Raw genomic sequence first — 16035 nt, 5'->3', positions numbered from 1 at the left:
GAAGCTAAAGCATGCCGGCGATCAGGCGGATCCACGAAGTACCGTCGGTTTCGAGGACCGCTTCGCGTCGGCACTTGACGAAATGCGCGCACTTCTCAGAGGCATTTGCCCGAATTCATGAACCATGACTTTGGGGCCGGCCTCAAAACAGAAAATACCGCTGCGCCATCGGGAGCACGGTTGCCGGCTCGCAGGTCAAAAGTTCTCCGTCGGCGCGCACTTCGTAAGTCTCCGGATCGACCTCGACATGAGGCGTCGCGTCGTTGAGCACCATGGAATGCTTGCCGATGCCGCCGCGGGTGTTTTCGACAGCGACGAACTGCTTGTCGACGCCAAGCCGACCATGCAGGCCGGACTCGAGCGCTGCCTTCGAAACGAAAGTCACCGACGAGTTGGTCCGCGCCTTGCCGTAGGCGCCGAACATCGGCCGGTAGTGCATCGGCTGCGGCGTCGGGATCGAGGCGTTGGGATCGCCCATCGGGGCTGCGGCGATCATGCCGCCAATCAGCACCATGTCCGGCTTGACGCCAAAGAAGGCCGGGTTCCACAAAACGAGATCGGCGCGTTTGCCGACCGCGATCGAGCCGATGTCTTTCGACAGTCCATGCGCGATGGCCGGATTGATCGTGTATTTGGCGATGTAGCGGCGGACGCGGAAATTGTCGTTGTTGCCGGTTTCCTGCGGCAGCGAACCGCGCTGGCGCTTCATCTTGTCGGCAGTCTGCCAGGTGCGGATCGCCACTTCGCCAACGCGGCCCATGGCCTGGCTGTCGGACGAGATGATGGAGAAGGCGCCGATGTCGTGCAGGATGTCTTCGGCCGCGATCGTCTCCTTGCGGATGCGGCTTTCGGCGAAGGCAATGTCCTCGGGAATCGACGGCGACAGATGGTGGCAGACCATCAGCATGTCCAAATGCTCGGCCAGCGTGTTGACTGTGTAGGGCCGCGTCGGGTTGGTCGAGGACGGGATGACATTGGGCAGGCCACAGACCTTGATAATGTCAGGCGCATGGCCGCCGCCGGCGCCCTCGGTGTGGAAGGCGTGGATGGTGCGGCCCTTGATCGCCGCGACGGTGTTTTCGACAAAGCCGGATTCGTTGAGCGTATCGGTGTGGATCATCACCTGGACGTCGTACTCGTCCGCGACCGACAGGCAGCAGTCGATGGCCGCTGGTGTCGTGCCCCAATCCTCGTGCAGCTTAAGCGAACAGGCGCCGCCCAATACCATTTCTTCCAGTGCCGCCGGCAGCGAGGCATTGCCCTTGCCCGACAGGCCGATATTCATCGGGAAAGCATCGAAGGACTGGATCATGCGCGCCATGTGCCAGGGGCCCGGCGTGCAGGTCGTCGCCAGCGTGCCATGCGCCGGGCCGGTGCCGCCGCCCAGCATGGTGGTGATGCCGCTCATCAGTGCTTCCTCGATCTGCTGCGGGCAGATGAAGTGGATATGCGCATCGAAACCGCCGGCGGTCAGGATCTTGCCCTCGCCGGCGATGATCTCGGTGCCGGGGCCGATGATGATCGTGACGCCGTCCTGCGTATCGGGATTGCCGGCCTTGCCGATCGCCGCGATGCGGCCGTCCCTGAGCCCGATATCGGCCTTGAAGATGCCGGCCGACGCATCGATCACCAGCGCGTTGGTGATGACGGTGTCGACAGCGCCCTGGGCGCGCGAAACCTGACTCTGGCCCATGCCGTCGCGGATGACCTTGCCGCCGCCGAATTTTACTTCCTCACCGTAAATGGTGAGATCCCTTTCGACCTCGATGAACAGCTCGGTGTCGGCCAGCCTGATCTTGTCGCCGACCGTCGGGCCATACATCTGGGCGTAGGCGGCGCGGGTTATTCTGGCCATCAGCGATTGCTCCCGAAATGCGATTTGTCTGAAACCTGCCCGCACATTGTTGCCATCCAATGGTCATTCAATGACCCGCTGGCCGACACCTTCTGATCCCATTTGGCGGTTGAGGTTGGGAGGTCACCCCAAAACACCCGTTTGCCAAATCGATGGAAGGAAAATCCATGCGCAAAACGATAATTCTTGCAGCCGCCGCCAGCCTGATGCTGGCCGGTGCCGCCAGTGCCCAGCAGCAACCCACGCCGCAGCCCGCGCCGGCTCCAACCGCGCCTGCTCCCAAGGCTCAGGCACCGGCGATCCAGAGCGTCAACATCGTTGACATCAAGGAGCTGCCGCCAGCCACGCAGACCGAGGTCAATCAGATTGTCGCCCAGCGCGGCGACGCCGGTTTGCAGAAGCTGCGGAGCTCGATCGACGCCACGCCCGAGGTGAAGTCCGCGATGGACGCCAAGGGAGTGACCTCGGCGCAGGTGATCGCGGCCAGCATGCAGCCCAATGGTGCGTTGACCCTGATCACCAAGAAGGCGAGTTGACGACGCGGCTTGGCGGGCCGGCATCCGGCCTGCCGACCGCATTGGACGGGGAACCTTGGCAAGGCGGGAGACGTTTTGATGCCTGACGGAAACAAATCCCGAAAGCGAATCATGGCCGTTCCAGCGTTGCCCACCCCCCAATGGCTGCCCGTGCTCGTGGTAACCGGGTTTTTGGCCGCAACTCTGCCCTTTGCCGACGCGCAGGGCCTGGAAAACCCTGAAACCGTCAACCGGATCGTTGGATCGCAGGTCAATCAGGAAGTGGCCAGGACCACCGCTGAAATCGGAAAAGTCAGTTCGGCGATCGACCGCACGCGTGAAAACATCAGCACGGTGCGCAAGACGTCCAAGCTCGACAAGGTCGATATCGTGTTCCTGACCGACGCGGCGCGCAGCGAAGGCGGCCCGCCGCCGGCCATCGAGAACAAGGTCCGGCAGCATAAGGACGACGTCGCCGAACTGCGTAAGGAGATCGAGGCGAACGCTTTGCTGTTCAATGCCATCGATTCGCGGCGCGTGCTGGCGCAGGACGTCCTCGCCGTCGAGTTCGACGATCCAGGAGAGATTGTCATCTATGCGGCTGCCAAGCCCTCCAGATGACTTAAGCGCGCCGCTACACGTCACAGCTTGCCCATGATCTTCTGCTGGAACCCGTAAACCTCGCGTTTTCCCCCGAGCGGCACCAGCGTGACGTCGCGCTCCTGGCCCGGTTCGAAGCGCATGGCGGTGCCGGCGGCGATGTCGAGGCGCATGCCGCGGGCCTGTTCGCGGTCGAATTTCAGCCCCTCATTGGTCTCGTAGAAATGGTAGTGGCTGCCGACCTGAACTGGCCGATCGCCACTGTTGGCAACTTTCAGGGTGACGGTCGCCAGACCCTTGTTGAGCTCGATGTCGCCTTGGACGGGGATGATTTCGCCGGGGATCATTGGACCTCACACAACGCCGAAAGCGAGGCCGACACCGATCGCCGCGCAGGCAGCACCCGCGACGCGGGCCAGACCACGCAACCTCAGGCCAAGACCAAGCCCGGCGGCGATGCCGACAGCATGGAGCAGCGCCGTGGCGACGGCAAAGCCCGCCATATACTCGAACCCGCCGGCATTTTCCGGCACTTCGGTGCCATGGGCGTGCCCGTGAAACAGCGCGAACAGGCCGATAATGGCAACACCGGCCGAGACGGGCAGATCGACCGCCAGCGCCACCAGCAGGCCGAGCGCCACGACGGAGGCCAGTATGCCCGGCTCGACGAAGGGCACCGGCACATGGGCCATGCCAAGGGCCGCGCCGCCCAGCATGACGCCGACAAAGGCAGCCGGCCACGCCCAGATCGCCCTGCCGCCCTTGAGTGCCGCCCACAGCCCGACCGCGATCATCACCGTCATGTGATCAAGGCCGGAGAGCGGGTGCATGAAGCCGGCCGTGAAGGACGACGTCGTGCCGATGCCGACATGGGCGTGGGCGGGCATTGCCGCGGCCAGAAACAGGATCGCCGAGAGTGACAGTCGTTTGGCAGGGATCATTTCCATTTGCCTTCCGTTTCCAATGTCAGGGTATTCATGCCGCCTTGCGAGGGCCGCAGCCTTCGGCCTTGAGGACGCGCCTGGTCGAAGCCGGATATTTTTCCAGCTTCGCCGCCGGGCGGATCGGCCGGGCCGAAAAATTGCCGCCGCAATTGGGGCAGACGCCCTTGAGGACGTGTTCCACACAATCGGCGCAGAAGGTGCAGATCAATGCGTCCGTCGCCGCCGGCGGCAGGTTCTTGTCGCAGCACTCGCAGTTCGGACGCAGTTCAAGCATTTTCCTCTCCTCACCTGATGGGTTCGTGCACGGTCACCAGCTTGGTACCGTCGGGAAAAGTTGCCTCCACCTGCACGTCATGGATCATCTCGGCGATGCCTTCCATCACCTGCGCGCGGGTGACGACATGGGCGCCGGCCTCCATCAATTCGGCAACCGGGCGGCCATCGCGGGCGCCCTCGACGACGAAATCGGTGATCAGCGCGATCGCTTCCGGATGGTTCAGCTTGACGCCGCGCTCCAGCCGCTTGCGCGCCACGATCGCCGCCATGGCGATCAGCAGCTTGTCTTTTTCCCTTGGCGTCAGGTTCATGCGGGTTCCCGAATCACAGTGACCATAATTTGGGCAGCCCCGCCCTTCCATTGAGCAATCCGACAAGCGGAACCAGCCGCTGGCGCAGTTGGTAGCTGTCCTCGGCATAAAGCCTCGCAAGAAGCTTGCCAGATGGCTTCACGCTCCAGGCGCTGGCGCCCCCCTGGTCGCCGACGATCTCCCGGACCCGATCGAGCAAAGCCTCGGCCCGCGCCGACACCAGCAGCAGCGTTGCCACCGCGATTGCGCCGCCGGCAGCCGCCGGGCGAGCGAGGGTTGCGGCGATATCAGGTCCGATTCGGAAATCCTCGGCATGGATGAGAAAACCACCCTGGCGGACGCGCCAGCGGTCGCGAAAACTGCCCAGCGCGGCGCTTTCACCCATGGCTAGGCGGCCGAAGACGGTTGCCTCCAGCACCAGCGCCTCGGCCCCCGCGGCAAGCTCGACATCCAATGTGCGGGCAAAGGCCGCCCGGTCGAAGACAATGGTTTCCTGCGGCAGCCAGGCGATGCGGCCGTTTTCGCCGACGCTCAGCCTGACCCGCACCTGGGCCTGGTCGGATGCGGCGCGGTAGACCTTCTCGCAGGCCTGGGTCGTTATCGATGCCGAGGCATCGGCGCCGACATCCACCTCCCAGCCGATGCGGTCGCCGCCGGTCAATCCACCGGCGGTGTTGATCAGCACCGCCTCCAGCGGATCGGCCGAAACGGCCGGCAGCCTTATCTTGGCGGAGCCATCCTGATAGAGGCGCTGCAACCGCGTGCGGCCGTCGGCGCTGGCGCAGCCCAGCTGTGCCAGACCCGCGGCGCGCTGGGCCGGCTGGCCCGAAAACTTGGTATATTCGATCGTATCCACGCCGTCAGGTTAAGCACTGCGGCGGTTTTGTCGATATATAGCTTGTTGCTTGATGGCGTTTCCGTTTCTATAGAGGGAGCCACCTTGGTGCGGTCATGCGATGCTTGGCGGGGGTGTAAGGCGACGGTCGCAGCCTGATATCGAGGACAAGAAGGCGCTGTTCAGTTGGCGTCGAGAAACGAAAAGTGGGGAAGAGGCGGAATGGCTGACCAACTGGCAACGGATATCATCGAAAAGATCAAGGCTCATGCGGAGTCGGGCGGTGAGGAAATCACCACCGGCACCGAGTTGACGTCGCTGGGCATCCATTCGCTTGAATTGACGGAGATCATCTTCGATCTCGAGGAGCAATATGGCATCGAGATCGAAATGAATACGGTCGATGCCTGGAGCAATCTGAAGAATGTCGGCGACATGGTCGAGGCCGTTCGCGCATTGATCGCGAAAAAAGCCTGAACTGAATGCTGAAGCGCGTCGTCATTACCGGCATGGGTGGCATTTGCGGGCTCGGCACCAACGCGCCCGCGATCTGGAACGAGATGCGTGCCGGCCGCTCGGCCATTGGCCAGATCAGCAATTCGCCACTGTACGATCTGAAGGTCAGGGTCGGCGCCGAAATCAAGACGCTGCCCGATCATGGCATTGGCCATAAGCAGACGGTGTCGATGGACCGTTTCAGCTTGTTGGCGACGATCGCCGCACGCGAGGCCCTGAAGCAGTCCGGCCTGGTTTCGGATGAAGCCACCACCTACCGGATGGGCGCCGTCATCGGCGTCGGCGTCTGCGGCTGGGAAGCGATCGAGGAGAGCTATCGCGCCATCTTGACCGAGGGCAAGAACCGCGCCGGCATCTTTACCGTTCCGAAGGTGATGCCCAGTGCGGCCTCGGGCCATGTCAGCATGAATCTGGGCCTGCGTGGTCCGGTTTTCGGCGTCACCTCCGCTTGTTCGTCGTCCAACCATGCCATTGCTTCGGCGGTCGACCAGATCAGGCTTGGCCGCGCTGACGTCATGGTAGCGGGCGGCACCGATGCGCCGCTTGTCTGGGGTATCCTGAAAGGGTGGGAGGCGTTGCGGGTGCTGGCGCCGGACACATGCCGGCCGTTTTCAGCCGATCGCCAGGGCCTGTCGCTTGGTGAAGGCGCCGGCATGGCGGTGCTGGAAACCTATGAACATGCCATGGCGCGCGGCGCCACCATTCTTGCCGAAGTCGCGGGCGCCGGCCTGTCCGCTGACGCATCCGACATTGTCGCGCCGACCGTCGAGGGGCCGACGGCCGCCATGCGCGCCTGTCTGGCCGACGCCGGGCTCAATCCCGAGGATGTCGACTATCTCAATGCGCATGGCACCGGGACCAAGGCCAACGATCTGATCGAGACGGCGGCAATCAAGCGCGTCTTCGGCGACCACGCCTATAGACTGTCGGTGTCGTCGACCAAATCGATGCATGCCCACTGCCTTGGCGCATCCGGCGCGCTGGAGATGATCGCTTGCGTCAATGCGATCCGCGAAGGCATCGTGCCGCCGACCGCGAACTATCGCGAGCCCGATCCGGATTGCGATCTCGACGTCACGCCCAATGTTGCCCGCGAACGCAAGGTGCGCGCCGCGATCAGCAACGGCTTCGCCTTTGGCGGCACCAACGCGGTGCTGGCCTTCAAGGCGGTCTGATCCCGGGTGGTTACCACCGCCCGGGCGGTCACTACCTGCCCCAGGCGGTCACCACCGCCAATCCGGTTCCGTGACTGTCCGTGCACGGCGAAACCGTTGCCGCCATATTGATCATGCCGGGCCGCGCGCCTAATTCTTGGGCGACCCGCCAACCCGGCGCTTTTCGGCGCCAATCCCATTTCAGGAGTTTTCCATGGCCGACCTGTCCGCCTTCCCGATCGAAACCCGCTGGCCAGCCAAGCATCCGGATCAGATCCAGCTCTATTCGGCGCCGACGCCGAACGGCGTGAAGGTCTCGATCGCCCTGGAAGAGATCGGCCTGCCCTACGAGCCGCATTACGTCAACATCGGCAAGGATGAAAGCTGGACGCCGGAATTCCTGTCGCTCAACCCCAATGGCAAGATTCCGGCGATCATCGATCCCAACGGCCCGGACGGCAAGCCGATCGGCCTCTTCGAATCCGGCGCCATCCTGCTCTATCTCGCCGAAAAGACCGGCCTGCTTCTGCCCGCGGATGCGGTGCGGCGCTACGAGACCATCCAGTGGGTGTTCTTCCAGATGGCCGCGGTCGGGCCGATGTTCGGCCAGCTCGGCTTCTTCCACAAGTTCGCTGGCCGTGAGATCGCCGACAAGCGCCCGCTGGAACGTTACCGCGACGAGTCGAGGCGGCTGCTCGGTGTGCTCGACGGCAGGCTGAAGGGCCGCAAATGGATCATGGGCAACGACTACACCATAGCCGACATCTCGCTGCTCGGCTGGGTACGCAATCTGATCGGCTTCTATGAAGCAGGCGAGATTGTCGGCTTCAAGGATTTCGCCAATGTCGGCGCTTGGCTGGGACGCGGTCTTTCACGGCCGGCGGTGCAGAAGGGCCTTAGCATCCCGGCAAGGGGCTGAAACGGGCCTGTAAGGCGATTGCCCTGGGTCGGGTAGACGATGCAGGCGTTGCTACTTCGCCTTGGCCTTGGCCTTCGAGCCACCCCTGCCGATCACGGAAGCGGCAAGCGAAACGGCGCCGCGCGCGGTTGCGACCACCGCGCCAGCGGCTATATTCGCCGCCGTCCGGACCGCACCGGGTTTCGCCGGCACCGACTTACGCGGGCTGGCAGCCTTCGCGGCCGGAGCGACTTTTCTAGGGGCGGCCTTGCCAAAAGCGCCCTTGGCATCCTTCGAGCGTTCCGCAATCGCTGGACCCGCACCAGCCTTCGCCTGCGTTGCCTTCGCAGGCGTCGTCTTGGCGGGTTTTTTTGCCTTGGTTGCCATCGGAAAATTCCTTACGCCGGACAGATAGGTTCTCCGCAATAACGGCGTGAAACTCTTAAAGTTCCCGTCCGAAAATACCGAAAATTAAGCGTGTTAACCAATGACCAGATCCGCCGCCCGGCGCCGGCCCAGCACGCGCTCGATGTTGGGCATGTCGTTGGAAGCGATCCAGGCGCGCGCATCCTCGTCGGAACGGCCATGGCCGTGCCAGCGCTCCATCAGGCGGCGTTCGAGTTCATTGCGCGGCACGTCGACGAAGATCGAGAAGTCGAACAAAGGCGCCAGCCGCGACCACGGCTCCTCATCGAGCAGCAGGTAATTGCCTTCGACCAGGATGAACTTGGTCTCGGTGCCGACGATCGCCGCGGCGGCGCGCGACAGTTCCATGCTGCGGTCGAAGACGGGGATCGCGATGTCGGGTTCGCCGGCCCGGATACGCTTCAGCAAGGTTTCGAAGCCGGCAAAGTCGAAGGTTTCCGGTGCGCCCTTCCGCGCGCGCAGGCCGCGCGCGTCGAGCACGATGTCGTCATAGTGAAAGCCGTCCATAGGCACGACTTCCACCGCCCCTTCCGGCAAAAGGTCATGCAGGCCGGCCGACAGCGTTGACTTGCCGGCGCCAGGTGGCCCCGCAATGGCGACGATGAAGCGCTTGGCCTTGCCGGCGCGCTTGAAAATGCTGGCGGCGAGGTGGGCGATTTCGGACATGGGAACCTCACCTGGATGATCGGCGCGATGTTTCTGCCGCATCTTGGCGGCAGTCGGTGGAAATTTCAAACCCCGCGGTCGCGCAATTCCCGCTCAAGCAGCCGCAGGCTGACCAATGCGCAGGAACGCGCTGTCGAAGGGCACTTGCGATGTTGAGCCATCGGCCGAGAGCCGCATCTGGCCGTCCGCCGTTGCAATCTCCCGCGGTGGGGTGCCGCCGGACAGCGCGCCGATGACATGGCGGAACGAGACGCTGCGACCTTCGCCGAGCGCAAAGGCGGTCGCCACGCCTTCGCGTCTCAGCCAATTGTCGCCGATCGAGGCGGCATGGCCGACGGCGGCACGCCCATCCTCGATGCCGAGCACGCCGAGGTGCCGCCCGCTCCAGGGCGCGTAGTCGCGCCCGCCATTGCTGAGCCACAGCATGGTAATCGGCAACTCGGCCGGGTTCTTCAGCACCAGAACCAGATCGTCCTCGGCCTGCCGCGCCAGCGCCGTCCAGCCCGGCCCGCCATGGTCGGCCTCGACCAGCGTGATGAAATCCTCGCGCCGGTCCTCCATGCGGTATTGCGTCAGGTCGAGCGTGCCCCCGCCGGTGGCGGGAAAATGGCTGAGATCGGTGGACCGCGCCGGATAGGCCAGCATGAAGCGGCCGCGCGCCGGGTCCGGCTCCAGCGGCGCGTCCAGCGTCGCGGCGAACCGTTTTGGCGAAAAGGCCAGCCTGCCGCCGCCTTTCATCGCCGTCATCGGGTGGTGGGCGACCGAAATCGCGCCGGAGCCGCCGGAAAACACATGTTCCTGATAGAGGAATGGATGGTCGTCGCGCAGTGTAAAGATCTTGTCGACGCTGGCGCCCGTCACCTTGTGCCGCAGCCGGTAGACAGCGCGCCATCCGCCATCCGTGGCGGCGCTCTCGGTGACATCCCAGGCGCTGTTGGCCGGCCAGCCATGCAGCGGCGCCTCCTCGACATCGCTGCGCGAAAACGGCGCGCAGAGGAAATCGCCGGACAGCCGAACCGTGCCTTGCGGCAGGTCTTCGGGCAGCGCCTCGCCTGCGTCGACCCAGGGCGCACGGTGCAGCGGCTTCAGCTGGCGCCCGCCGCTCTCGATGGTCATGTCGGCGATATGTCCGACCGTGAGGTCGAGCGAAACCGAAATACCCCTGGCCTTGATCGTGCTGATGGTCATTGAGCTGTCACCGATTCTTGGCGCACGACCCCGAAAATCCGAATCGATTTTCGGAAAGGATCATGCGCAAAACAAAGCGCGCAAACAGAACCTGTTTGGCTCGGGTTTCGCAAGCACCGCGGCCGGCATTTCGCATCGGCTACTGCCGCTTGTATTCCCGCACCGGCGATTTGGTGCCGTCGGTGTACGTGACCTGCACCGACATCGACTTCACGCTGTCGGCGACCTTGAAATAACCCTTGGCATCGTAGGGGATGGCGTAGGGATCCTTCTTGTCGCAAGGCGGTATATCGAGCGACTTGTCGAGCGCGGCACCGTTCAGGCTGTAATGCACCTCCTTGATGGCGCAGCGGTAAGACAGCATCTGGGTGAAATAGACCAGGCCGTGATTGCCGCCGGAGTCGAAGGCGATCCACGAGGTCCAGAACTGGTCTAGGATCTGCTTGTCACCTCGCTGCAGCGCGGCATCCGGATCGAAGCGGATGTCGAACGGGCCGGTTTCTCGGCCTCTGATATCGAGATATTTGATCGCGATCGTGGTCGCCGCCGTGCTGTCGGGCAGTTCGAAGCTCGGATTGGGCATCGGCTTGCCGGTGCGCTGGTCGTTGAGCGCCATCAGGCCGGTGTCGGTGAAGGAGCCGGTGTCGCCGAGACGCCAGGAAATCGCCGTCGCCGGCTCCGGCAGCGAAATGGTCATCGACCAGCCCTGGTTGGAGCGCATCGGCGTCACCGAAGGCGCAAAGCGGGTGGGGTCGAGCACGTCGCCAAGTGCGGCCAGCCGGCTGCGGCTGCGGTCCAGCCAATCGGCGAGCTGCGTCTGGTCGACGAAATATTTGAGCAGCCCGCCATCCTTTTCGTAGGACACGAATTTGGTCAGCGCCTGGGCTTCGCTGCGCTTGTCGGTCAGCGTCTGGCTGCCGAGGCGGTCTTCCGAGAACTCCTGCGCCAGCAGGTAGTAGGCCGGCGCGAAATCGGGGTTGGCCGCGATGAAGGCGTTGAGCTTGTCGAGGCGCTGCGCGTCGTCGAACTGCAGGATATGCACCAGCTTGATCGACAGCGCCTTGCCCTTGTCGGCCAAAGCGCCAAACACCTCGCGCGCGCCGGCCTTGCCGTCCTGCACCCGAAGCAGCGTGGCAAAGCGCGTATAGGGGTCGATGGCGTCGACATCGAAGCCGGCAAAGGCAAGGTAGGAGCGCCGTGCGTTGAGCATGTCGCCGGACAGTTCGTAGACGCGGGCATTGTGGTAGAACTCGTCAGGCCGCTTTGGCTCGGCGATCGCCCCGCCTTGCGCCGCGAGCTGGGCAAACCCCTTGGCGATGGTGTCGATTGAGGCGGCGATCAGCTCGGTTGTCGCCTGCAGCTTTTGCGCCTGCACCTGCTGCTGTTGCTGGCCGGCGGCGAGCGTCTCCGTCGTCTTCTTGACCGCCTCGACGGTCTTTTGCGTCTCGGCGCCCTGCGCCGTCTGCTGCTGCTGGGCGGACGCGATCTGATCGGTCTTCTGCGCAACCGTGTCGGTCGATTTCTTGACCTCTTCGACGGTCTTTTGCGTTTGCGTGACCGTCTGCTCGATCTTCGCCACCTTTTCGGAGACGATGCCGATCGACTGCTGCAACTGCGCGATCGCCGGCACCAGGCCAGCGATCACCCCGTTCTGCGAATTGGTCTCCTGCTGCACGGCATAGACACCGCCGGCGACCGCCGCCGCACTGGTGGCAAACACCAGCGCCGGCAGCGCCTTGGCGGCCAGCACAAGCTTGAGCACGATGGCGATGGCGATGATGGCCGCTGCCACCGCCGCGACCAGCGCGATATAGGCGGCGAACGGCGCCAGCGGATTGAGCACGTCGCCAACGGCGCCGCTGATGAAAGCGACGCTGCCGGCCCATTTGCCGGTCCGGCTGAGTGATGCCCTGATAAGCGAGGGCGCTGCGCCCCCAACCCCGATATCCGCCATGCCAAGCCCCCCAAGCCGCCAGATGCCCACGCCCCTTCCCACAGGAAACGCGGCCTTGGCAAGGAAAGACACAGAAACGGGCGATTTCGGGGCGGCTTACGAAGGCCTCGACAATCCTGGGGCCAACAGCCATTAACCAAATGGACGCATCCATCGCGTTACGTTAGCTTCGCCTTATCTCAGCAACAGCATCGCCAGAACAGTCCAGCCCTTGTCCAATCTGCGTCCCTTTCCGCTTCTTCAGAGACTTTTCGTCGCCCTTGGCGTGTTGCTGATGGTCGCCGGCTGCTCGACCACGGCTCCGCCGGATCAGGTGCTGACTGTTCCCGCGCCGCCGCAGAAATATGCGGCCATCGTCGTCGACGCCAAGACCGGCAAGCAGCTGTTCGAGGTCAACTCGACGGCGCAGCGCTATCCGGCGTCGCTGACCAAGATGATGACGCTCTACCTCCTGTTCGAGGCGATGGACTCCGGCCGCGTCACCAAGGAAACGCAGATCCCGGTTTCCGACCACGCCGCCTCGCAGCCGCCGACCAAGATGCGCTTCAGGCGCGGCGAAACGATCGATGTCGATTCCGCCATCCGCGCCATTGTGGTCAAATCCGCCAATGACGTGGCGGTGGCGGTCGGCGAGTATCTCGGCGGCTCGGAGGACCAGTTCGCCGCCATGATGACATCAAAGGCGCGCCAGCTCGGCATGACCAGCACCACGTTCCGCAATGCATCGGGCCTGCCCGACGACAGCCAGATGACGACGGCGCGCGACATGGCCGTGCTCGGCATGGCGCTGCACACCCGCTTTCCGCAGCACTTCCACTATTTCTCCGAAAGCGACTTCATGTTCCGCGGCAAGCTGGTGCGCGGCCACAACGACATGCTCGGCCGTGTGCGCGGCGTCGACGGCATCAAGACCGGCTACATCAGGGCCTCCGGCTTCAACATCGTCACCTCCTACGATGCCGACGGCCGCCAGCTGATCGTGGTGGTGATGGGCGCCGACAGTGCCCGCCAGCGCAACGACCATGTCGAAGCCCTGATCCAGCGCAGCCTGTCGCCGACGATGGATGCCACCAAGACCAGGCTGATGTTCGCCGAACAGCAGTAAAGCAGCAGCGGAGCGGAGCCACCCCTCGAAGCGGGGGAAGGCTTCGCTCACCCTGCGAACAGCCGCGAAAAACCCGCAGCCGGCTATTGTTATCCTGTTGTCACGCAATCGTTGGGAAGCCATGGCATAGGCTGGCAAAACCGGTGGTAGCTATACCCCGCCACCTCGGCGTATCCTTGAGTCAGCAGCGCCACAGCAGGAGCCAGCACCATGAGCACCGTTCCCAAGGCAGCCGACCAGAAGGCGGCGGACAATGAGAACGACAGCGGCGGCGAATATTTCGAGGCGCCGATCGCGCAGGAGGATCTGCAAGAGGTTTCCGACGAGCATTTCGACACGCCCGAAGTGCCGGATTCCGAACCATCGCTCCCCGGCGCGTCGCGGACAAAGCCAAGGAAAAAACCGTCGGCGATCTCGGGCCGCAAATTCCGCAAGCGCGACCTAGTGCGCATCGACACGCTGCGCCCGAGCCTCGCCGACCGCATTCGATCGGACCATCCGGACCTGCCCAAGGGCGCCCGCGTCAGCCGTGAGGAGCTCGGCCGCTACCGCATGCGCTACATGGAGGAGCTGCTGCAGCAGGAGCACGGCGAATTCTCCGAGCTCGACCGTCAGGTGGTGGAATCGATCGCCAGGCAGGACACGATTTCGGAAAACTCGGAAGAGGAGTTCGAGGAGCACCGCACGTTTCCCGACCGCGTCTCCGACAACATGGCGGCCTTCGGCGGCAGCTGGTGGTTCCTGATCTCGTTTGCCACGGTTCTCCTGATCTGGATCGGCATCAACCTGTTCGAGGGTTTGAATGGCGCCTTCGATCCCTATCCTTTCATCCTGCTCAACCTGCTGCTCTCCTGCATCGCCGCCATCCAGGCGCCGATCATCATGATGAGCCAGAAGCGCCAGGAGGTGAAAGACCGCCTGCGCTCCTTCAACGAATACCGCGTCAACCTCAAAGCCGAGCTTGAAGTGCGCCATCTGCACGAAAAACTCGACTACCTCATCTCCCGCCAATGGACGCGCCTGGCGGAGATGCAGCAGATGCAGCTCGAGGCCATGCAGGAGCTGGCGGGCGCGAAGAAGACGAAGCGCACGGTGCGCGGCGCGAGGCGGAGGACGGTGAAGGGTGAGGCGGGGTAGGGAGCCCCGGCAGCTTGGTTCCTCGCCCCCGCCAGAGGCGGGGGAGAGGTGGCTCGGCGAAGCCGAGACGGAGAGGGGGAGCGCCATCAACAACTGGCCCGTATCAGCGACCAGACCATCCACTCCGTCACCAGACGCCGCACAATTCCCCGTTGAAGCCCGCGCCCGCTTCCGCTAAGAAGCCGTGACTTGCCGGTTCACCGGCTGGTTCGTTTTCCGGTTCCCGGGAAGCACCCGTAGCTCAGCTGGATAGAGCGCTGCCCTCCGAAGGCAGAGGTCACAGGTTCGAATCCTGTCGGGTGCGCCATATGCGTCCGATGCTGTAGCAGCCCAGAGGATTGCAACGGCCGTATGCCAAGTTAGTTTTTCTTTTGGTAGGCAACGAAGAAGTCAGGTTCGATCGTCAGAGCTTTCGTCTCCCTGACCCCAAGACCTTCTTCGATCAGAAGCTGCAGCAGCCGATCGATGTCCACAAGTTCGATCGCTGTGGCGTTGTCGAGCGCAGCGGCGTCGCGAGCTCCTTTGGTGAATGTGCCCGTCGTAAGAAAGATGCCTCGCTCGGCTCTTCCTTGGATCGCGCCGCGAAATTCTCGGACCTTCTCCGGCCCCACCGTCCCATCGTAGCGTTTGCACTGGAACATGACCTTCGTACGTACAAAACGATTGATGAGGAGGTATCCCTCGCCATCAATGCCCTGATCTCCGCGCTGGCCAGTGACCTTTACGTTCTCAAAACCGATGTGTCTCAAGAGACGCGCGCAAAGCTCCTCGAAACCCTTATCTGTCGTGCTGCGCAATAATTCGACAAGGCGTTCCTGAATTTCATCTTGATTGAGATAAACCTTCTCATCGGGCGCGCTGGCGTCCTCATCGTCGGTGGGAGACCTAGGTTGATTTCGCTCCTCTGCCTTATCTGGGCGGGGGAACGCACTATGGATCGCTTTAAAGAGCTGGTAGGCCTGATCATGCGTTAAATTGGTCGCACGCCCCTTCTCGGTTAGCACCCAGACACCGCGTTGCTCAGTGGCTATCAAACCAGCCTTTGCCAAGTAGAAACGCGCCCAGCCGACCTTGTTTTCGAATTTCGATTGCCCGCCTTTGGTTGTGCCCTCGATCTCCAACTTAGGAACATTCCGATGTTCGGAAATCCAGCCGTAAACCTCCCTAGGTCTCGCTGAGGACCCCAACTCGCGCAGCCCATCTATCACGGGCTGGAAATACTGGATAAATTTTGGTCCTTTTGGGTTTGACATCGTCGCTGCTCAGGCACTGCCTGACATAGTGAGGTACTGTGAAATGACGTCCCCTGCTTCCTCGGATAGCTTACGTTCGAGTGATTCCGCCTCTGCTTGCTTTGCTGCCGCCTCTTCGGCGAGGTCCGCGATAGTCGCTTCCTGCTTTGGGTCAAGACGAGCGATCGGAATTCCCGCGATGTCGTTGGGATCTAGTCATCTGAATCTAAATTTCGTGGCATAAGGAGTGTTCCGCCCTCTGGCAGAAGCGTTTGACGGAGGCGAGAATGTCGTCTGCGGACTTGGTCCATCGATATGGCTTGGGGTTCTCGTTGTGGCGCTGGATGAAGGCGCGAATATCGGCCTCAAGCTGGCTGGTGGAGGTATGGACACCACGGCGCAGTTGCTTGCGGGTGAGTTCGG

The 16035-nt window shown here is 63.0% G+C and carries 18 protein-coding genes, 1 tRNA gene and 1 pseudogene; 8 read left to right on the top strand and 12 right to left on the bottom strand.

Annotation, left to right across the window (positions count from 1 at the left end; genetic code table 11):
- Positions 1–142 precede the first annotated feature (142 nt).
- Positions 143–1855, bottom strand: a complete 1713-nt coding sequence (gene ureC / locus A3A9_RS0121710) for an urease subunit alpha (protein WP_027060655.1) — start codon at positions 1853–1855, stop codon at positions 143–145.
- A 152-nt stretch (positions 1856–2007) separates the two neighbouring features.
- On the opposite strand from ureC, the gene A3A9_RS0121705 reads away from it, so the two are divergent.
- A complete protein-coding gene (locus tag A3A9_RS0121705) occupies positions 2008–2391 on the top strand; it encodes a hypothetical protein (RefSeq protein WP_033838717.1) in 384 nt (127 codons plus the stop codon).
- A 111-nt stretch (positions 2392–2502) separates the two neighbouring features.
- Complete coding sequence (locus A3A9_RS0121700) at positions 2503–2991, top strand: hypothetical protein (protein ID WP_027060653.1); 489 nt, start codon at positions 2503–2505, stop codon at positions 2989–2991.
- A 20-nt stretch (positions 2992–3011) separates the two neighbouring features.
- Here A3A9_RS0121700 and A3A9_RS0121695 read toward each other — a convergent pair whose 3' ends face one another.
- Genes A3A9_RS0121695 through A3A9_RS0121675 form a run of 5 tightly spaced genes read right to left on the bottom strand, consistent with a single transcriptional unit; the run spans position 3012 to position 5357 of the window.
- Positions 3012–3317: an urease subunit beta gene (locus A3A9_RS0121695; protein WP_027032439.1), complete on the bottom strand. Its 306-nt coding sequence runs from the start codon at positions 3315–3317 to the stop codon at positions 3012–3014.
- A 6-nt stretch (positions 3318–3323) separates the two neighbouring features.
- Positions 3324–3911, bottom strand: coding sequence for a HupE/UreJ family protein (locus tag A3A9_RS0121690; protein ID WP_027060652.1), 588 nt, complete (start codon positions 3909–3911; stop codon positions 3324–3326).
- Between the two features lie 34 nt (positions 3912–3945).
- Entirely contained in the window at positions 3946–4188 is a 243-nt protein-coding gene (locus tag A3A9_RS0121685; protein WP_027060651.1) for a DUF1272 domain-containing protein, read from the bottom strand.
- A 10-nt stretch (positions 4189–4198) separates the two neighbouring features.
- A complete protein-coding gene (locus A3A9_RS0121680) occupies positions 4199–4501 on the bottom strand; it encodes an urease subunit gamma (protein ID WP_023693076.1) in 303 nt (100 codons plus the stop codon).
- Positions 4502–4514: 13 nt separating this feature from the next.
- Positions 4515–5357: an urease accessory protein UreD gene (locus A3A9_RS0121675; RefSeq protein ID WP_027060650.1), complete on the bottom strand. Its 843-nt coding sequence runs from the start codon at positions 5355–5357 to the stop codon at positions 4515–4517.
- A gap of 201 nt (positions 5358–5558) precedes the next feature.
- On the opposite strand from A3A9_RS0121675, the gene A3A9_RS0121670 reads away from it, so the two are divergent.
- The 3 genes from A3A9_RS0121670 (at position 5559) to A3A9_RS0121660 (ending at position 7925) form a co-directional block, all read left to right on the top strand.
- Positions 5559–5813, top strand: coding sequence for an acyl carrier protein (locus A3A9_RS0121670; RefSeq protein ID WP_027060649.1), 255 nt, complete (start codon positions 5559–5561; stop codon positions 5811–5813).
- A gap of 5 nt (positions 5814–5818) precedes the next feature.
- On the top strand, positions 5819–7027 hold the full coding sequence (locus A3A9_RS0121665; RefSeq protein WP_027060648.1) for a beta-ketoacyl-[acyl-carrier-protein] synthase family protein: 1209 nt from the start codon (positions 5819–5821) through the stop codon (positions 7025–7027).
- A 193-nt stretch (positions 7028–7220) separates the two neighbouring features.
- Entirely contained in the window at positions 7221–7925 is a 705-nt protein-coding gene (locus tag A3A9_RS0121660; RefSeq protein WP_027060647.1) for a glutathione S-transferase family protein, read from the top strand.
- A 51-nt stretch (positions 7926–7976) separates the two neighbouring features.
- Here A3A9_RS0121660 and A3A9_RS0121655 read toward each other — a convergent pair whose 3' ends face one another.
- From A3A9_RS0121655 to A3A9_RS0121640, 4 genes are all read right to left on the bottom strand, one after another.
- Complete coding sequence (locus tag A3A9_RS0121655) at positions 7977–8291, bottom strand: hypothetical protein (RefSeq protein WP_027060646.1); 315 nt, start codon at positions 8289–8291, stop codon at positions 7977–7979.
- A gap of 93 nt (positions 8292–8384) precedes the next feature.
- Positions 8385–8996 carry a nucleoside triphosphate hydrolase gene (locus A3A9_RS0121650; protein WP_027060645.1) on the bottom strand — a complete coding sequence of 204 codons (612 nt, stop codon included), beginning with the start codon at positions 8994–8996 and terminating at the stop codon, positions 8385–8387.
- Positions 8997–9089: 93 nt separating this feature from the next.
- A complete protein-coding gene (locus A3A9_RS0121645) occupies positions 9090–10184 on the bottom strand; it encodes a hypothetical protein (RefSeq protein WP_027060644.1) in 1095 nt (364 codons plus the stop codon).
- Between the two features lie 139 nt (positions 10185–10323).
- Complete coding sequence (locus A3A9_RS0121640; RefSeq protein WP_027060643.1) at positions 10324–12138, bottom strand: hypothetical protein; 1815 nt, start codon at positions 12136–12138, stop codon at positions 10324–10326.
- Between the two features lie 211 nt (positions 12139–12349).
- Between A3A9_RS0121640 and A3A9_RS0121635 the strand changes: the two genes are divergently transcribed.
- The 3 genes from A3A9_RS0121635 (at position 12350) to A3A9_RS0121625 (ending at position 14687) form a co-directional block, all read left to right on the top strand.
- Complete coding sequence (locus tag A3A9_RS0121635; protein WP_033838716.1) at positions 12350–13243, top strand: D-alanyl-D-alanine carboxypeptidase family protein; 894 nt, start codon at positions 12350–12352, stop codon at positions 13241–13243.
- Positions 13244–13453: 210 nt separating this feature from the next.
- Positions 13454–14380: a DUF1003 domain-containing protein gene (locus A3A9_RS0121630; protein WP_027060641.1), complete on the top strand. Its 927-nt coding sequence runs from the start codon at positions 13454–13456 to the stop codon at positions 14378–14380.
- 230 nt (positions 14381–14610) lie between these two features.
- Positions 14611–14687 (top strand) — tRNA-Arg (locus A3A9_RS0121625).
- A gap of 52 nt (positions 14688–14739) precedes the next feature.
- Here A3A9_RS0121625 and A3A9_RS0121620 read toward each other — a convergent pair.
- Both A3A9_RS0121620 and A3A9_RS39220 read right to left on the bottom strand, forming a co-directional pair.
- Positions 14740–15633, bottom strand: a complete 894-nt coding sequence (locus A3A9_RS0121620) for a restriction endonuclease (protein ID WP_027060640.1) — start codon at positions 15631–15633, stop codon at positions 14740–14742.
- A gap of 205 nt (positions 15634–15838) precedes the next feature.
- Positions 15839–16035, bottom strand: a pseudogene (locus A3A9_RS39220) (IS630 family transposase); the annotation flags it as partial.

Source organism: Mesorhizobium loti CJ3sym, from assembly GCF_000472785.1.
In the GTDB taxonomy this organism is placed as follows: Bacteria; Pseudomonadota; Alphaproteobacteria; order Rhizobiales; family Rhizobiaceae; genus Mesorhizobium; species Mesorhizobium loti_E.
This window is presented reverse-complemented; position numbering and strand designations above follow the sequence as displayed.

Excerpts from the sequence above, each read along its gene's own strand:
- ureC (WP_027060655.1), bottom strand. The coding sequence starts at position 1,855 with ATGGCCAGAATAACCCGCGCCGCCTACGCCCAGATGTATGGCCCGACG.
- A3A9_RS0121705 (WP_033838717.1), top strand. The coding sequence starts at position 2,008 with ATGGAAGGAAAATCCATGCGCAAAACGATAATTCTTGCAGCCGCCGCC.
- A3A9_RS0121700 (WP_027060653.1), top strand. The coding sequence starts at position 2,503 with ATGGCCGTTCCAGCGTTGCCCACCCCCCAATGGCTGCCCGTGCTCGTG.
- A3A9_RS0121695 (WP_027032439.1), bottom strand. The coding sequence starts at position 3,317 with ATGATCCCCGGCGAAATCATCCCCGTCCAAGGCGACATCGAGCTCAAC.
- A3A9_RS0121690 (WP_027060652.1), bottom strand. The coding sequence starts at position 3,911 with ATGATCCCTGCCAAACGACTGTCACTCTCGGCGATCCTGTTTCTGGCC.
- A3A9_RS0121685 (WP_027060651.1), bottom strand. The coding sequence starts at position 4,188 with ATGCTTGAACTGCGTCCGAACTGCGAGTGCTGCGACAAGAACCTGCCG.
- A3A9_RS0121680 (WP_023693076.1), bottom strand. The coding sequence starts at position 4,501 with ATGAACCTGACGCCAAGGGAAAAAGACAAGCTGCTGATCGCCATGGCG.
- A3A9_RS0121670 (WP_027060649.1), top strand. The coding sequence starts at position 5,559 with ATGGCTGACCAACTGGCAACGGATATCATCGAAAAGATCAAGGCTCAT.
- A3A9_RS0121665 (WP_027060648.1), top strand. The coding sequence starts at position 5,819 with ATGCTGAAGCGCGTCGTCATTACCGGCATGGGTGGCATTTGCGGGCTC.
- A3A9_RS0121660 (WP_027060647.1), top strand. The coding sequence starts at position 7,221 with ATGGCCGACCTGTCCGCCTTCCCGATCGAAACCCGCTGGCCAGCCAAG.
- A3A9_RS0121655 (WP_027060646.1), bottom strand. The coding sequence starts at position 8,291 with ATGGCAACCAAGGCAAAAAAACCCGCCAAGACGACGCCTGCGAAGGCA.
- A3A9_RS0121650 (WP_027060645.1), bottom strand. The coding sequence starts at position 8,996 with ATGTCCGAAATCGCCCACCTCGCCGCCAGCATTTTCAAGCGCGCCGGC.
- A3A9_RS0121645 (WP_027060644.1), bottom strand. The coding sequence starts at position 10,184 with ATGACCATCAGCACGATCAAGGCCAGGGGTATTTCGGTTTCGCTCGAC.
- A3A9_RS0121640 (WP_027060643.1), bottom strand. The coding sequence starts at position 12,138 with ATGGCGGATATCGGGGTTGGGGGCGCAGCGCCCTCGCTTATCAGGGCA.
- A3A9_RS0121630 (WP_027060641.1), top strand. The coding sequence starts at position 13,454 with ATGAGCACCGTTCCCAAGGCAGCCGACCAGAAGGCGGCGGACAATGAG.
- A3A9_RS0121620 (WP_027060640.1), bottom strand. The coding sequence starts at position 15,633 with ATGTCAAACCCAAAAGGACCAAAATTTATCCAGTATTTCCAGCCCGTG.